14 protein-coding genes are annotated in these 15,214 nt (G+C 67.6%); 7 read left to right on the plus strand and 7 right to left on the minus strand.

Annotation, left to right across the window (positions count from 1 at the left end; all coding sequences use genetic code 11):
- A complete protein-coding gene (locus tag ACILRJ_RS16230) occupies positions 1-1,860 on the plus strand; it encodes a hypothetical protein (RefSeq protein ID WP_395684253.1) in 1,860 nt (619 codons plus the stop codon).
- Between the two features lie 8 nt (positions 1,861-1,868).
- Positions 1,869-2,756, plus strand: coding sequence for a glycosyltransferase family 2 protein (locus tag ACILRJ_RS16235; protein ID WP_395684254.1), 888 nt, complete (start codon positions 1,869-1,871; stop codon positions 2,754-2,756).
- Positions 2,757-2,762: 6 nt separating this feature from the next.
- Here the strand turns inward: ACILRJ_RS16235 and ACILRJ_RS16240 are convergent, their stop codons facing one another.
- From ACILRJ_RS16240 to ACILRJ_RS16250, 3 genes are all read right to left on the minus strand, one after another.
- Positions 2,763-3,377, minus strand: a complete 615-nt coding sequence (locus ACILRJ_RS16240) for a hypothetical protein (RefSeq protein ID WP_395684255.1) — start codon at positions 3,375-3,377, stop codon at positions 2,763-2,765.
- 77 nt (positions 3,378-3,454) lie between these two features.
- Positions 3,455-4,072 (minus strand): hypothetical protein, encoded by a 618-nt coding sequence (locus tag ACILRJ_RS16245; protein ID WP_395684256.1) that lies wholly within the window; start codon positions 4,070-4,072, stop codon positions 3,455-3,457.
- A gap of 67 nt (positions 4,073-4,139) precedes the next feature.
- Positions 4,140-6,086, minus strand: coding sequence for an OPT family oligopeptide transporter (locus ACILRJ_RS16250; protein WP_395684257.1), 1,947 nt, complete (start codon positions 6,084-6,086; stop codon positions 4,140-4,142).
- Positions 6,087-6,329: 243 nt separating this feature from the next.
- On the opposite strand from ACILRJ_RS16250, the gene def reads away from it, so the two are divergent.
- Positions 6,330-6,866 carry a peptide deformylase gene (gene def, locus ACILRJ_RS16255; RefSeq protein WP_395684258.1) on the plus strand — a complete coding sequence of 179 codons (537 nt, stop codon included), beginning with the start codon at positions 6,330-6,332 and terminating at the stop codon, positions 6,864-6,866.
- Between the two features lie 238 nt (positions 6,867-7,104).
- On the opposite strand, the gene pyrF is transcribed toward def, so the two are convergent.
- The 4 genes from pyrF to ACILRJ_RS16275 all read right to left on the minus strand — a co-directional run bounded on the left by pyrF (position 7,105) and on the right by ACILRJ_RS16275 (position 11,397).
- Positions 7,105-7,923, minus strand: a complete 819-nt coding sequence (gene pyrF, locus ACILRJ_RS16260; RefSeq protein ID WP_395684259.1) for an orotidine-5'-phosphate decarboxylase — start codon at positions 7,921-7,923, stop codon at positions 7,105-7,107.
- A 26-nt stretch (positions 7,924-7,949) separates the two neighbouring features.
- Positions 7,950-9,611, minus strand: coding sequence for an energy-dependent translational throttle protein EttA (gene ettA / locus ACILRJ_RS16265; RefSeq protein ID WP_395684260.1), 1,662 nt, complete (start codon positions 9,609-9,611; stop codon positions 7,950-7,952).
- 128 nt (positions 9,612-9,739) lie between these two features.
- The gene (locus tag ACILRJ_RS16270; RefSeq protein ID WP_395684261.1) at positions 9,740-10,342 is read right to left on the minus strand and encodes a TetR/AcrR family transcriptional regulator; all 603 of its coding nucleotides are present in this window, start codon (positions 10,340-10,342) and stop codon (positions 9,740-9,742) included.
- Positions 10,342-11,397 carry an alpha/beta hydrolase family protein gene (locus ACILRJ_RS16275; protein WP_395684262.1) on the minus strand — a complete coding sequence of 352 codons (1,056 nt, stop codon included), beginning with the start codon at positions 11,395-11,397 and terminating at the stop codon, positions 10,342-10,344. The genes ACILRJ_RS16270 and ACILRJ_RS16275 overlap by 1 nt, the downstream gene beginning before the upstream one ends.
- A 135-nt stretch (positions 11,398-11,532) precedes the next feature.
- On the opposite strand from ACILRJ_RS16275, the gene glyA reads away from it, so the two are divergent.
- The 4 genes from glyA to ribD are packed head-to-tail and all read left to right on the plus strand — an operon-like array spanning position 11,533 to position 15,207.
- Positions 11,533-12,786, plus strand: a complete 1,254-nt coding sequence (glyA, locus tag ACILRJ_RS16280; protein WP_395684386.1) for a serine hydroxymethyltransferase — start codon at positions 11,533-11,535, stop codon at positions 12,784-12,786.
- An 8-nt stretch (positions 12,787-12,794) separates the two neighbouring features.
- Positions 12,795-13,511: a CTP synthase gene (locus ACILRJ_RS16285; protein ID WP_395684263.1), complete on the plus strand. Its 717-nt coding sequence runs from the start codon at positions 12,795-12,797 to the stop codon at positions 13,509-13,511.
- A complete protein-coding gene (gene nrdR, locus ACILRJ_RS16290; protein WP_395684264.1) occupies positions 13,511-14,086 on the plus strand; it encodes a transcriptional regulator NrdR in 576 nt (191 codons plus the stop codon). Before ACILRJ_RS16285 ends, nrdR begins: the two co-directional genes overlap by 1 nt.
- Before the next feature lie 29 nt (positions 14,087-14,115).
- Complete coding sequence (ribD, locus tag ACILRJ_RS16295; RefSeq protein ID WP_395684387.1) at positions 14,116-15,207, plus strand: bifunctional diaminohydroxyphosphoribosylaminopyrimidine deaminase/5-amino-6-(5-phosphoribosylamino)uracil reductase RibD; 1,092 nt, start codon at positions 14,116-14,118, stop codon at positions 15,205-15,207.
- Positions 15,208-15,214 lie beyond the last annotated feature (7 nt).

The raw sequence follows: 15,214 nt of genomic DNA on the forward strand, positions 1-15,214 counted from the left end.
ATGAGCAGCCAATTCAACTATCAGATCAACTACGGTGCCGGGACACCCGGTGCGTCGCCGCGCATCGACCCCGCCGCGCCGCTGTACGCGTCCGAGGACGGCGTGGTGGCCTCGCTGTCGAACAACGAATGCATCTTCCAGGTCAAGCGCAGCGGCGAGACGCATGTGATGACCTTCCAGGTGCTGCAGGCGCTCGACCAGAGCCGCGAGTTCCGCACGCTCGACGAGCACGTCGCGCGCATCATGGCGACGATCCCCGGGCTTGCCTCGCAGCGCGAAGGCGTCGTGCGCGTGCTCGAGAGCCTGACCCGGCGTGGTCTGCTCGTGTCGGACAGCGAGTTCCTGAAGCGTGTGGCGGGTGCCGCTGCGGCGGAGCCGGAGCCGCTGCGAGCCGTGTTCATCCGCGCCTGCGAACGTCCGGATCGCGTCGAGCGGCTGCTTGCCACGCTGGCCGATTACGAACGGCGTTTCCGCGCCAATCGCCACTACGTGTTGCTCGACGACTCCACCTCGCGCGACGCGGCGAATCGCCATCGCGACCTGCTGCGCGAATTCGCCCGCGCGACCGGCTGCAAGCTGACCTACATCGGCGCCGCCGAACGCCAGCGCCTGCTCGACTCGCTCGCGCGCGCCGTGCCGCAGGCGGCGCAAAGCCTGGCGTGGCTCGCCGGCGGCAGCGAGCCGGGCCGCTTCGGTGGAGGACGCTCGTGGAACGTCGCGATGCTGCTGTCGGCAGGCGCGCGCGCGATCCTGCTCGACGACGACCATCGCCTGCCGCTGCGCCGGCTGGAGGACATGCGCGAAGGCCTGGATCCGAATCCATCGGCGGCGTCGACCACGCGCTTCTTCCGCAACATCGACAACGCGCTCGGTGCCGGCGAGGAGGTCGAAGAGGATCCGTTCGAATTGCATCTGGACGTGGTGGGACGGCCGCTCGGCGCGCTGACCTCGTCGCGGCGCTACGCGATCGAGCCGGCTGCATTGCGCGGACTGACCCTGAGCCGCCTCGACCATCTGCATGGCGGCGCACCGATCCGCACCACCCATCATGGCAGCTATGGCAGCGCGCGCTCCGAATCGGGCCTGTGGCTGTATCATCTGTCGCCGGAAGACCGCGCCGAATTCACGCGCGATCGCGACAGCTACCTGCGCAATGTCGAGGGCGGCAGCGTCTGGTACGGCTACCGGCAGGCTCGCGCGGCGGGCGCCGGCACGTTCAGTCCGTTTGCGTTCGACAACAGCGTCATGTTGCCGTGCACGAATCCGCTCGGTCGCGGCGAGGACGCCTTGTTCTCGAGCGTGGCCGAGCTGTGCCATGACGGGGCGCTCATGCTCGAGCTGCCGCTCGCGATCGGCCACGTGCAGGAGTCGCAGCGCAAACGATCCACGCAGACGCTCGCGGCGCACGCGCCGCGCTTCAATTATTTCGTGACCGACTTCGTGCGCAGGCAATTGCCGCAGTTCAACGCGGATGACCCGGCGCAACGCCTGCGCCTGCTTGCCGCACACTTGCGTGACATCGGTGGAGCAAACGAGCGCGGCTGCTTGCGCCAGTTGCAGGACTACCTCGCCTATTCGCGCGCAGACCTGATCGAGCGTCTGCAGAACCAGTACGACGGCGCACCCGACGCGCCGGTGTACTGGCAGGCCGATGTGCGCACGATCATCCAGGAGAACGGCAAGGCGCTGATCGCGAAGGCGCCACCGCGCCTCGGCGACTGGCCGGAAGGCATCGACGAAGCCGCGTGCGCGACCCGCCTGCGCAAGGAAACGACCGAACTCGCCGGCGCGTACGAGGCCTGGCCCGCGTTGTGGTCGTGCGCGCGCGACCAGGGCGCGCGCCTGCTCGGCGCGGTCTGACCTTCGTCGTGGGTACGGAGTCGATCGCCGGACTCACCAGCGTCATCGTCGTCGCGGCCGACAGCGGCCCCCTGCTGCGCAGCTGCGTCGAATCGATCCTGGCAGCGCGCGATCCGCTCGAACTGCTGCTGGTCGACAATGCCTCGGGCGATGGCGTGGTGGAGCAGGTCGAGGCGGCGCACCGCGCCGATGCGCGCCTGCGGGTACTGCGCAATGCGGGCAATCTCGGCTTCGGCCCCGCATGCAACCGCGGTGCCGCGCAGGCAGTCGGCGACGTGTTCGTGCTGCTCAATCCCGATTGCATCGCCCCGCACGACTTCATCGGGCGCGTGCGTGCGGCGTTGTCGAGCGATCCGCGCATCGGCATGCTCGGCGTGCAGGTCACCGATACCGATGGCCGTCCGGCGCGCGGCAACCGGCGCCGCGATCCGACCTTGCGCCGCGCGCTGGCGACGCTGACCGGCCTTGCGCGGCTGGAAGCGCGCTGGCCCGCGTGGCAGGGCGTCGAAATGCCGCCGGCGAACGGGGCGGGTGTCGAAACGGTCGAGGCCGTGTCCGGCGCGTGCATGATCCTGCCGCGTGCCGCGTTCGAGCGGGTCGGCGGTTTCGATGAAGGATACTTCCTGCATGCCGAGGACCTCGACCTGTGCCGGCGCGTGCGCGACGCCGGTTGGCGCGTCGCGATCGATCCGGGCACCCGGGTGGCACATGCGCAGGGCAGCTCCAGTCGAGCGCGACCGCTGTTCGTCGCGCGCCACAAGCACCGGGGCATGTGGCGCTACTTCACCAAGTTCGATCCCGCCGCGCGCAACCCGCTGCTGCGCGCGGCCGTGTGGCTTGGAATCTGGTCACACTTCGTCACTGCCGGGCTGCTCAAGTCGGCGCGGCGGCGATGAAGCGACTCAGTTGTTGAACGTGCTGTTCAAGCCGATCGAGCATTCGGGCTGACCGATGCAGTCCTGTGGCTGTGCGTTGACGAGACGCCCGTTCACGAAGTAGTCGGTGTCGGGAGTCAACGGACAGTTCTGCACGTTCGGCGAGATACGCCATTTGCCAAACGACTCGCCCGCGCCACGCGTACTTACGCATGCCGTGTTGGCGGGCAGGAAGTCGCCGCACGTGGTGCTGATCGCGATCTCCATCAAAGGGCCGGAAAAATAGGTCGAGTAGCCGTAGAACCCTGAGCTCGTCGTCGTGATGCCGGGCGGCACATGGAATCGCGCCGCGAAGAATTGGTTCTTGCCGAAATGCAACAACGCCGGCGAGGAGCCGTTGCGGCCGGGCCAAGGCACGACGCTGTCATTGTTGTTCGAGTGGCCCCAGATATTTTCGAACAGCGTGAGGTCGACGTCCTGGCGCAACGAATAGCCGGTCGTCGGGTAGCGGATGTCGCCGCGCGACGCGCGGATCGAGCTGTCGGGACAGCCGTCCAACGAAAGGTCGAAGGTGTCGCTAAAGACGACATCGCCCGCAGCGAGCAGGGAGGCGGAGAGTAGCAATGCACTCGTCGCGAACACGGGTCACCTCATCGCTTGTTTCAGGCGCCTTACAGTGTAACAAGCGGCGAATTTCGTATGTTAAAGAGTTGCGCGCTTCAGTGGCCAAGCACGTTGCCTATCGCCAGTTGGCAGCTCGGGTTGCCGCCGCAGTCCGTCGCCTGCGGGTCGGCGAGCCGGATGTTGACGAAATAGTCCGCGCCCGGCGTCAGAGGGCAATTGATCGCGCTCGGCGCGATGCGCCACTTGTTCTCGAAGATTTCGCCGGTGCCGCGCGTCGCGACGCAGCGCGCGTCCACGGGCGCGAAATCGCCGCAGCGCTCGCTCAGCGACAGCGTCAGCAACGGGCCCGAATAGTAGGACGCGTAGACAAAGAAGCCATAGTCGCTGGTCGGGAAATCCGGTGGCACGTGGAAGCGCGCGGCCACGAACTTGTCCTTGTCGAAGTCGAGGATTGCCGACGTGTACTGGTTCCCGCCAGGCCAGGCGAGTTCCGCGTCACTGCTGGTCGCGTGACCCCAGATGCCCTCGAAGCGCGTGAGGTCACCGAACAACCGTACCGAATTGTTGGTGTTCGGGTAACGGATACGGCTGATCGACAGGCGTGAAGAACTGTCCGGGCAACCATCCGCGCTCAGATCGAACGTGTCGGAATAGATGATGTCCGATGCCCCGAAAACCGAGGCGGCAACGAGGAAGGCAGCGCTGGCGAACATTGAAGCTCCTGCGAAATCGATGCACGAGGGCTCGGCGAGGCCGCGCCCTCCGCGGAGTGGACTCTGGCTATGCCGTGCGCCGCGTCGCGCTGCGGTAGAGCAGCCAGCCGACGACGGCGAGTACGGCGAGGCCGGCGAGCTGGCCGAAGTGCAGCTTCTCCGGCAGGGCAAGCACGTCGGCCTTGCCGGACACGACGATCGGGATCGCGATGAGGATGCCGGTCAGCGCTTCGCCGGTGATGAGGCCGGCCGAGAACAGCGTGCCCGGGCGGTGCACGCGATCGCGCTCGGCCTCGTCGTGCGGATGCACGCCATGCTTCTTTTCGACGAACCACGAGATCAGGCCGCCGAGGAAGATCGGCACCATCAGTTCGAGCGGGAGGTAGATGCCGATCGCGGCGCCAAGCACGGGCACGCGGAAGTGCGAGCCGCGCGACTTCAGCCACTCGTCCAGCGCGATGATCGCGGCGCCGATCAGCGCGCCGATGCCGATCATGTCCCACGGCAGGTGGCCGCCGAACAGGCCCTTGGCCACCGACGCCATCAGCATCGCCTGCGGCGCTTCGAGCGAGTTCGGATGCAATGCATCCTTCGGGCCGATGCCGTAGGCGGTCGCGAGCAGGTTCAGCACCGGCGCCATCACGAGCGAGCACGAGAACGCGCCGATCATGAGCATCAACTGCTGCTTCCACGGCGTCGCGCCGACCAGATAGCCGGCCTTGAGATCCTGCAGGTTGTCGCCACCGACGGCCGCCGCGCAGCAGACCACCGCGCCGATCATGATCGCGGCGACCGGGCCGATCTTCGAATCGGGACCGAGCAGCAGCATCAGCACGACCGAGGCGAACAGGATCGTCGCGATCGTGATCCCGGAGACCGGGTTGTTCGACGAGCCCACCAGCCCCGCGAGATAGCCCGACACCGACACGAACAGGAAGCCGGCGACGATCATGATGATCGTCATCGGGATGCTCACCCACCACATGCCGACGATCGCCTGGTACAGCGCGAGCAGGGGCAGGGTGAATGCGACCAGCGCAACCAGCATCCACTTCATCGGCAGGTCGCGCTCGGTCTCGGCGATCGTCGCGCCACCGCTGCCCTTGCGCGCGGCGGCGATGCCACTCTTGATCCCGGAGACGAGCGACTTGCGCAGCGAGAACAGCGTCCACACGCCACCGATCAGCATTGCGCCGACGCCGAGGTAGCGCACCTGCGCCGAACGGATCATCGCCGCCGCATCCGCCGCGCTGGCGCCGGCCAGTTGCAGCGCGAGCGCAGGATCGTGGTTCATGAAGAACGCGTGGTAGAGCGGGATCGCGATGTTGTAGGACAGGATGCTGCCCGACACGACGACGATGCTGACGTTGAGGCCGATGATGTAGCCCACGCCGAGCAGCGCCGGCGACAGGTTCGTGCCCATGTAGCCGAGGTACTTGCCGATAAAGCCGGAGCCGACCGCGTTGTCCGGGATCATCCGCAGGCCGCTCTCGGCGGCGAGCTTGACCAGTGCGCCGATCGCGCCTGCGACGGCAAGGATCTTCACGCCCGGACCCGGATTCTCGCCCGCGCGCAGCACTTCCGCAGCGGCCTTGCCTTCCGGGAACGCGAGCGGTTCCTCGACGATCATCGAGCGGCGCAGCGGCACCGAGAACAGCACGCCGAGCAGGCCGCCGAGACCGGCGATCGCGAGCACCCACGAATACTTGAAGTCCTGCCATGCGCCGAGCATGACCAGCGCCGGGATCGTGAAGATCACGCCGGCCGCGATCGACGAACCGGCCGACGCGCCGGTCTGCACGATGTTGTTCTCGAGGATCGTGCCGCCGCCGAGCAGGCGCAGCACTGCCATCGACACCACCGCAGCCGGAATCGCGGTCGCGATGGTCAGGCCGGCGAACAGCCCGAGATAGGCATTCGCCGCGGCGAGGATCATCGCGAGGATCACCGAGAGGATCACGGCGCGGACGGTGAGCTGCGCGACGGGTGCGGCCGCAGCCGGTTGGGAACTCATGCACTACCCCTTGTCGAAAACCGCGGCAGGCGCCGCAGCCCGGTATCAAAGCACAAGCCCCGGCGGGCGTCACGCCAGCCCGGTCCGGAGCCGAGCCTTGGGTTGCAGAATCCGTTCGCCCTGGGCGCAGACCCCCAGGCCGAAATCGAAGGGCGCGGCAGGCGGATTCGCGCCGGGCCGCTGCAGGCCGGGATGGCTCGGCTGCGCGATAATTGCGCGCGTACAAGGCCAGGCTCTGCACCGATGATTCGCGAAATCCTCAAGATGGGCGATCCGCGCCTTCTGCGCGTGGCGCCGCCCGTGCCGCCCGCAATGATCGCCAGCGCGGACCTCGACGCGCTGATCGCCGACATGTTCGACACCATGCACGATGCCGGCGGGGTCGGCCTCGCGGCGCCGCAGATCGGTGTCGACCTGCAGCTGGTGATCTTCGGCTTCGAGCGCAGCGAACGCTATCCCGATGCGCCCGCAGTGCCGCGCACGATCCTGCTCAACCCGACGATCACGGCATTGTCGGAGGAGCAGGAGGAAGGCTGGGAAGGCTGCCTGTCGGTGCCCGGATTGCGCGGCGCCGTGAATCGCTGGACGCAGATCCGCTACACCGGCATCGATCCCGCGGGCACGGCGATCGATCGCGTCGCCGAAGGCTTCCATGCCCGCGTCGTCCAGCACGAGTGCGACCACCTGGTCGGCCGCCTGTACCCCTCGCGCATCACCGACTTCACGAAGTTCGGCTACACCGAAGCGCTGTTCCCGGGACTCGAAATCGCCGACGACTAGGACAAGAGCGATTCGAGCTCGCTTCCACAAGCTGCGCCGGGCGGCTGCTAGCGACGTTGATCTGCTCGCGCAGCGCCCGTGTCGCGCGGCGTGCCGCATCGGCGAAATCATCGCCGCCGCTTGCGTAGAGGATCGCGCGCGATGCATGTCGTAGGGCGGGTCGAGCGCGAAGCGCGAGTCCCGCCGCAGGCTCGCGGCGGCGTCCAACGACGGCGGCACGCGCTGCGCGCGTACCGCCCTACGTCTTGCGAACGGAATTGATCGCGTCGCGCAGGACGCGCGCTGCGTTGCGCGCCGCATCGGCGAAATCGTCGCCGCCGCTTGCGTAGAGGATCGCGCGCGAGGAACTCACGAGCAGGCCGGTGCCGTCGCTCGTGCAGCCATTCTTCACGACTGCCTCGACGTCGCCGCCTTGCGCGCCGACACCGGGTACGAGGAATGGCACGTCACCGACGAGCGTGCGCACGTCGCGCAACTGCTGCGGCCAGGTCGCGCCGACGACGAGCACGCAGTTGCCGTTCGCGTTCCATTCGTTCGCGACCTTCGCCGCGACGTGCTGGTACAGCGGTCGCCCCTCGACGACGAGATCCTGCAGGTCGCCGGCGCCAGCATTGGAGGTGCGGCAAAGGACGATCACGCCCTTGTCGGCGCGGTCGAGGAACGGTTGCAACGAATCGCGGCCGAGATACGGATTCACCGTCACGGCATCGGCGCCGTAGCGGTCGAACGCTTCGATCACGTAGTTCTGTGCGGTTGAACCGATGTCGCCGCGCTTCGCGTCGAGGATCACCGGCACGCCCGGATGCGCCGCATGGATGTGCGCTATCAGGCGTCGCAGCGCGTCCTCAGCGCCGAGCGCGGCGAAATGCGCGATCTGCGGCTTGAACGCACAGACGAGATCGGCGGTTGCATCGACGATCGCGCGACAGAAGCCGAACACCGCATCGGGATCGCCGGCGAAACATTGCGGGAACTTCGCCGGCTCGGGGTCCAGCCCGACGCAGACGAGCGAGTCGTTGCGGCGCCAGGCAGCTTGCAGCGATTGCACGAACGTCACGACATTCCCCTCGGTCGATGCCGCGATCAGACGAGTTTTTTGTAGCGCAGCCGATGCGGCTGCGCCGCCTCGTCGCCGAGGCGACGCTTCTTGTCTTCCTCGTATTCCTTGTAGTTGCCGGGGAAGAACTCGACGTGCGAGTCGCCCTCGAACGCGAGGATGTGGGTGGCGATGCGGTCGAGGAACCAGCGGTCGTGCGAGATCACGAACACGTTGCCGGGGAACTCGAGCAGGGCGTCCTCGAGCGCGCGCAGCGTTTCGATGTCGAGGTCGTTCGATGGTTCGTCGAGCAGCAGCACGTTGCCGCCCTGCAACAGGGTCTTGGCCAGGTGCAGGCGTCCGCGCTCGCCGCCGGACAGCGTGCCGACGAGTTTCTGCTGGTCCGGACCGCGGAAGTTGAAGCGACCGAGATACGCGCGCGACTGGATCTCGATGCCATTGATGTTGAGGATGTCGGCACCGCCGGAGATTTCCTGGAAGACGTTGTGGTTGCCTTCGAGCTTCTCGCGGCTCTGGTCGACGTAGGCGATGTTGACGGTCTGGCCCTTGACGATCTCGCCCTTGTCCGGCGTTTCCTTGCCGATGATCATCTTGAACAGGGTCGACTTGCCGGCACCGTTCGGGCCGATGATGCCGACGATCGCGCCGGGCGGGACGGTGAAGCTGAGATCGTCGATGAGCAGGCGATCGCCGAACGATTTCGTGACCCCCTTGAATTCCAGCACCTGGCTGCCGAGGCGCTCGCCCGGCGGAATGAAGATCTCGTTGGTCTCGTTGCGCTTCTGGTAGTCGACCGCCTGCAGTTCCTCGATCCGCGCAAGACGCGCCTTGCCCTTGCTGCGGCCGCCCTTGGCATTGCTGCGCGCCCATTCGAGTTCGCGCTGGATCGCCTTCTGGCGTGCCTTCTCGCTCGATTCCTCCTGCTTGAGGCGCTCGTCCTTCTGCTCCAGCCAGGACGAATAGTTGCCCTTCCAGGGGATGCCGCGACCGCGGTCGAGTTCGAGGATCCATTCGGCCGCATTGTCGAGGAAGTAGCGGTCATGGGTGACCGCGACGACGGTGCCGGGATAGTCGTGCAGGTAGTGCTCCAACCACTCGACCGATTCGGCGTCGAGATGGTTGGTCGGCTCGTCGAGCAGCAGCATGTCGGGCTTGGACAGCAACAGGCGGCACAGCGCGACGCGGCGCTTCTCGCCGCCGGACAGCTTGGCCACGTTCGCGTCCCACGGCGGCAGGCGCAGCGCGTCGGCGGCGACTTCGAGCTGGCGCTCCAGCGCATGCGCATCGTTTGCCGCCAGCAGGTTTTCCAGGCGCTGCTGTTCGGCCGCGAGCTTGTCGAAGTCCGCGCCTTCCTCGCCGTACGCGGCGTAGATCTCGTCCAGCCGCTGCTGCGCACCGATGATCTCGGAGACGCCTTCCTCGACGACCTCGCGCACCGTCTTGGCCGGATCGAGCTGCGGTTCCTGTTCGAGGAAACCGATCTTGATGCCCGGCTCGGGGCGAGCTTCGCCCTGGTAGTCCTTGTCGGTGCCCGCCATGATGCGCAGCACGGTCGACTTGCCGGCGCCGTTCAGGCCGAGCAGGCCGATCTTCGCGCCGGGGTAGAACGACAGCGAGATGTCCTTGATGATCTGGCGCTTGGGCGGGACGACCTTGCTGACGCCGATCATCGTGTAGATGTATTGCATGCCTGGCTCCGGGCGTGGACCGCGCAGGCGCCGCAGGGCGCGAGCGGGGGTGAATCGATGGGTTAGCCGCGCATTATCGCCGATTTGCGACTGCTGCGGCTGGTCGCCTGCACGCGCGGCGGCGGGCGTCAGTCCCGGCTCGTCCGCGCGGTCTCGAACAAGGCGGCGACAGTGCGCGTATGCAGCGAAGCGGCGTCGTATCCGGCCGGCAGCAGGCCGGCGATCTCGAGCATCACCGCGCCGTGCAGGGAGGCCCAGATCTGGTGGCCGAGGATCGGCGCGTCGGCCTCGATCGCGCCTTCGGCGATCAGCACGTCGACATGTGCGGCGATCGTGCGCCACATGCGCGCATGCGCGGCGCGCCAGGCGGGGTCGCCGTGGTCGGCGTGCGGATACTCGAACATCAGCCGGTATGTCGCCGTGTCTGCGCGCGCGAACGCGATGTAGGCATCGCGCACCGCGCGGCTGCGGGTGCGGCCGTCGCCGGGTGAATCGAGCGCGCGCTCGAGCGCGTCGGAGAAACGATGCAGGCCGCGCGTGCGCACCGCGGTCATGATCTGTTCCTTGCCGGCGAAGTAGCGGTAGGCGGTCATCGTGCCGCAGCCGAGTTGCCGTGCGACTCGGCGCATGGTCACCGCGGCCGGGCCTTCGTCGACGAACAGGCGTGCGGCAGCGGCGCAGATGCGCTCGCGGAATGCCTCGATTTCCTGTTCGCTGAGTGCGGCCGGCATCAGCGTGACTTCGGCGCGAGTGTGCGGGCGAAGAACGCGAGCGCATCCGCATCGATCTGCGCATGCACCTTAGCGCGATCGACTCCGGGCGGGTCGTTGCAGATGTCCTTCACGCGCGCGGCGAGTGCGGCGGTACACGGCGCCATGAAAACCCAGTGATCGGCGTCCGCGACGGCCTTGGCGTCGACGAGGTTCTTCAGCAGCGGCCGGATGTGCAGCGCGTTTTCGTCCGGCAGCAACACATGGTCATCCTGTGCGTAGTAGAGGAAAACGGGCCGGGTAGTCGTCGCCAGACCTTGCCCCTCGAAGAACAGGCTGAGCGGCGCCATCACGAATGCGGCACGCACGCGTGGATCGGCGGTAGCGCCCCAGCGCGTCAGGCCCGCATGCAGATCAGCGAGGCTTTGCGTGCGTTCGTCGGCGGACAGGCGCGCGAACCAGCACATTTCCGGGTCGTCGGGATGGCGCTCGCAATAGCCGTTGATGCGTTCGAACGCGGGCACCGCGCCGACGAGCAGCAGGCTGGTGTAGCCGCCCGCGGAAAAACCCGCTACGCCGATGCGCGAGGGGTCGATCAGCGCCTTCCAGCGCGGTTGTGCAAGCAGATGGCTGATCATCGCCGACACCTGCCGCGGCCGTCCGGCGAGCACTTCGGGCGTGCCTGCGCCGGTCGTATCGCGGTAGTTGTCCTTCGGATGCTCGAGCGTGGTGACGACATAGCCTTCGCGGGCGAGCGCGGTCGCGAGATCGTGGTGGCCGAGCATGGAACCGCCGTGCCCGTGAGAGATCACGATCAGCGGCTTCGCGCCAGGGGTGGGCGGAGCGCCTGCGTTTGCCGCAACCGTGTAGGCGCCGATCACGGTGGTTCCGGGGGCGACCTCGGACGGATAGAACACCATCCCGGGCAGGGCGCCTGTACCAACCGGATCGCGCGCCTCGATCGTGGCGAAGCCGACACCACTGGCGGCGTGCGATCCGGTCGGCGCGAGCGCGATGAGGCACAGCGCCCAGCGCAGCAGCAGCGCGCCCGGATACGGGGGAATGGAGGTCGGCATGGTAGGCCCCTAGCGTTGCGTACGTTGTACCGTACATCGTACGCAAACGTTTGACAATATCCCCTCGACCCCGCATTCGCGGGCAGGCGGGTACACTTGGCGGTCCCGCTCCCGCTCGCCACCCACGAGGTCAGGATGTTCCCGAAGGACTGCACGATTGCCGGCTACGACGATGCACTGGCCAAGGCGATTGCCGCCGAGGGCCGGCGCCAGGAAGACCATGTCGAACTGATCGCCTCGGAAAACTACGCGAGTCCGCGCGTACTCGAAGCACAGGGTTCGCTGCTCACCAACAAGTACGCCGAGGGCTATCCGGGGAAGCGCTATTACGGCGGTTGCGAATATGTCGACATCGCCGAATCGCTTGCGCTCGAACGCGTCAAGCAGTTGTTCGATGCCGACTACGCGAACGTGCAGCCGCATTCGGGTTCGCAGGCGAACCAGGCGGTGTACTTCGCGCTGCTGCAACCGGGCGACACGATCCTCGGCATGAGCCTCGCCCACGGCGGCCATCTCACGCATGGCGCCAAGGTCAACCTCAGCGGCAAGATCTTCAACGCGGTGCAGTACGGCGTCGACGCGAACGGGATGATCGACTACGACGAAGTGCAGCGCCTCGCAAGCGAGCACAAGCCGAAGATGCTGGTCGGCGGTTTCAGCGCCTACTCGCAGGTGGTCGACTGGGCGCGCATGCGCACGATCGCCGATTCGGTCGGTGCCTTGTTCTTCGTCGACATGGCGCACGTGGCCGGCCTCGTCGCCGCCGGCGTCTACCCGAGTCCGCTGCCGCACGCGCACGTCGTGACGTCGACCACGCACAAGACCCTGCGCGGCCCGCGCGGCGGCATCATCGTCGCGAAGGGCGCGTCGGACGACCTCGTCAAGAAGCTGCAGAGCGTGGTCTTCCCGGGCATCCAGGGCGGCCCGCTCATGCACGTGATCGCGGCCAAGGCGGTCGCGTTCAAGGAAGCGCTGGAACCGGCGTTCAAGCAATACCAGGCGCAGGTCGTGAAGAATGCGCAGGCGATGGCGAAAGCGTTCATCGCACGCGACTACAAGATCGTTTCCGGCGGCACCGAGAACCATCTGATGCTGATCGACCTGATCGGCCGCGACGTCACCGGCAAGGACGCGGAAGCCGCACTCGGGGAGGCGCACATCACGGTCAACAAGAACGCCGTGCCGAACGATCCGCGCTCGCCGTTCGTGACCTCGGGCCTGCGCATCGGCACGCCTGCGGTGACCACTCGCGGTTACAAGGAACAGGATTGCGTCGACCTCGCGAACTGGATCTGCGACGTGCTCGACGCGCCCGGCGACGCCGGCGTGATCGCGCGCGTGCGCGAACAGGTCACCGCGCAGTGCCGCAAGTACCCGGTGTACGGCTGAGGCGGGCGATGCGGGCGCTGCGCATCGGCTTGGTCGGCGATCGCGACGACATGGTCGTCGCGCATCGCGCGATTCCACGCGCGCTTGCGCTCGCGGGCGAAGCCGCCGCGCAGCCGCTCGACGTTGAATGGATTGCCACCGACACGGTTGACGATGTGGCGCGCCTCGCGGCGTTCGACGGACTCTGGTGCGTGCCGGCAAGCCCCTACCGTGACATGGACGGTGCGCTGCGCGCGATCCGCCATGCGCGCGAAGCGCAGCGGCCGTTCCTCGGCACCTGCGGCGGTTTCCAGCACGCGGTGGTCGAGTACGCGCGCAACGTGCTCGGTTGGGCCGATGCCGATCATGCCGAGACGGCCCCGGATGCTGCGCGCGCAGTGGTCGTGCCGCTCAGCTGCGCGCTGGTCGAGGTGCGCGATGCGGTGCATCCGGTTGCGGGTTCGCGCTGCGCGCGCGCATACGGCGTTGCGCGCATCGAAGAAGGCTACCACTGCCGCTACGGCCTCGGTGCGGCATTCCGCGCCGCGCTCGAAGGCGGTCCGCTGCGCATCGCCGCGCTCGACGACGCGGGTGACGTACGTGCGCTCGAGCTCGACGGCCACCCGTTCTTCGTCGCGACGCTGTTCCAGCCCGAGCGCGCCGCGCTCGACGGGCGCTGCCCGCCGCTGGTGCGCGCATTCGTCGACGCGGTCGCCGCGCAATCGCGCATCGAGCGGGCCGCCTGATGCATTGCCCCTTCTGCCAGCATGAAGACACCCGGGTGATCGATTCACGTGTGTCCGACGACGGCGCCACGATCCGGCGGCGGCGCGAGTGCGAGGCGTGCGGTGAACGCTTCAACACGTTCGAGACGGCGGAAATCAAGCTGCCGAACGTGGTCAAGGGCGATGGCAGGCGCGAATCGTTCGACGAAGGGAAGCTGCGCACCGGCTTCATGCGCGCGCTGCAGAAGCGACCGGTCGGCAGCGAACAGGTCGATGCGGCGGTGCGCGCGGTGGTGGAGGAACTGCGTCGCAGCGGCGAGCGCGAAATCCCGTCGCTGCGCGTTGGCGAACTGGTCATGCGCGAGCTGAAGAAGCTCGACCACGTCGCCTACGTCCGTTTCGCCTCGGTCTATCGCAGCTTCGAGGACGTGCAGGCGTTCCGCGAGGAAATCGAGCGGCTCGAGCGCGACCTGCCTTCGCTCGAAGGCCTGCAGTTGTCGTTGCTCGGCGATATCGCGCCGCGCAAGGAACGCAAGCGGGCGGCGGAGCCGTCGGCCCACGAAGCGGCAGCGAAGCCGAAGACGCTGGAAAAGTGAGCGCGTTTTCCCCCATCGATCACGCGCTGATGGCGCGCGCATTGCGTCTGGCCGCGCGTGGCCTCGCCACGACGCGCCCGAATCCGCGGGTCGGTTGCGTGGTCGCGCACGGCGATCGCGTGGTTGGCGAGGGATGGCACGCGAAAGCCGGCGGTGCGCATGCGGAAGTGCTGGCATTGGCCGAAGCGGGCGCGCAGGCTGAGGGTGCGACTGCGTACGCCACGCTTGAACCCTGCGGCCTGCACGGTCGCACGCCGCCCTGCGTGGATGCACTGATCGCTGCCGGGATCGCGCGCGTGGTCGTCGCGAGCGAGGATGCATTCCAGCGTGCGGGCAGCGGCATCGATCGACTGCGTGGCGCCGGCGTCGAGGTGCAGGTCGGCCTGATGCGCGACGCCGCGCGCGAGCTCAACCGCGGCTTCTTCAGTCGTATCGAACGTGGCCGGCCGTGGCTGCGGCTCAAACTCGCGATGAGCCTCGATGGACGCACCGCGCTCGCCGATGGCCGCTCGAAATGGATCACGTCCGCGGCCTCGCGCAACGATGTACAGCGCTGGCGCGCGCGCAGCTGCGCGATCCTGACCGGCAGCGGCACCGTGCTCGCCGACGATCCGCGCCTGGATGTACGGCGGTCGGAACACCATCCCCACCCAAACCCTCCCCTTGGGGAGGGCTTTGTACCGCCGCTGCGCGTCGTGCTCGATCGCTCGTTGCGCACGCCGCGCGCGGCGCACGTACTCGATGGCAGCGCGCCGACCCTGCTGCTGCACGCGCCTGATGCGCGCGTCGTCGACGACCGCTTGGATCGTGTCGAGCGCCACGCGCTCGCCGTCGATGCGGCGGGGTTCGACCTCGCGGCCGTGATGGCGTTGCTCGCCAGTCGCGGCATCAACGAAGTCCAGGTCGAGGCCGGGCCCACTCTGTGTGGCGCGCTGTTTGCCGCGGGTCTCGTCGACGAGCTGCTGCTGTACGTGGCACCGGTCCTGCTCGGCGATTCGGCGCGGCCCCTGCTCGCGTTGCCGCCGCTCGCGGACATGGCGGCGCGCTGGACATTGCGCGTGGCGGAGCAGCGCCAGGTCGGCGACGACATGCGCCTGCTGCTGCGTCCGCAAACGAACTGACCGGAGC

This window comes from Dokdonella sp. (assembly GCF_044227025.1).
Classification (GTDB): Bacteria; Pseudomonadota; Gammaproteobacteria; order Xanthomonadales; family Rhodanobacteraceae; genus Dokdonella_A.

What these genes read in the sequence shown, in the direction of transcription:
- ACILRJ_RS16285 (WP_395684263.1), top strand. Translation starts at nt 12,795, where the DNA reads ATGCGGGCGCTGCGCATCGGCTTGGTCGGCGATCGCGACGACATGGTC.
- ribD (WP_395684387.1), top strand. Translation starts at nt 14,116, where the DNA reads ATGGCGCGCGCATTGCGTCTGGCCGCGCGTGGCCTCGCCACGACGCGC.
- ACILRJ_RS16245 (WP_395684256.1), bottom strand. Translation starts at nt 4,072, where the DNA reads ATGTTCGCCAGCGCTGCCTTCCTCGTTGCCGCCTCGGTTTTCGGGGCA.
- ACILRJ_RS16270 (WP_395684261.1), bottom strand. Translation starts at nt 10,342, where the DNA reads ATGCCGGCCGCACTCAGCGAACAGGAAATCGAGGCATTCCGCGAGCGC.
- ACILRJ_RS16250 (WP_395684257.1), bottom strand. Translation starts at nt 6,086, where the DNA reads ATGAGTTCCCAACCGGCTGCGGCCGCACCCGTCGCGCAGCTCACCGTC.
- ettA (WP_395684260.1), bottom strand. Translation starts at nt 9,611, where the DNA reads ATGCAATACATCTACACGATGATCGGCGTCAGCAAGGTCGTCCCGCCC.
- nrdR (WP_395684264.1), top strand. Translation starts at nt 13,511, where the DNA reads ATGCATTGCCCCTTCTGCCAGCATGAAGACACCCGGGTGATCGATTCA.
- ACILRJ_RS16275 (WP_395684262.1), bottom strand. Translation starts at nt 11,397, where the DNA reads ATGCCGACCTCCATTCCCCCGTATCCGGGCGCGCTGCTGCTGCGCTGG.
- glyA (WP_395684386.1), top strand. Translation starts at nt 11,533, where the DNA reads ATGTTCCCGAAGGACTGCACGATTGCCGGCTACGACGATGCACTGGCC.
- def (WP_395684258.1), top strand. Translation starts at nt 6,330, where the DNA reads ATGATTCGCGAAATCCTCAAGATGGGCGATCCGCGCCTTCTGCGCGTG.
- ACILRJ_RS16230 (WP_395684253.1), top strand. Translation starts at nt 1, where the DNA reads ATGAGCAGCCAATTCAACTATCAGATCAACTACGGTGCCGGGACACCC.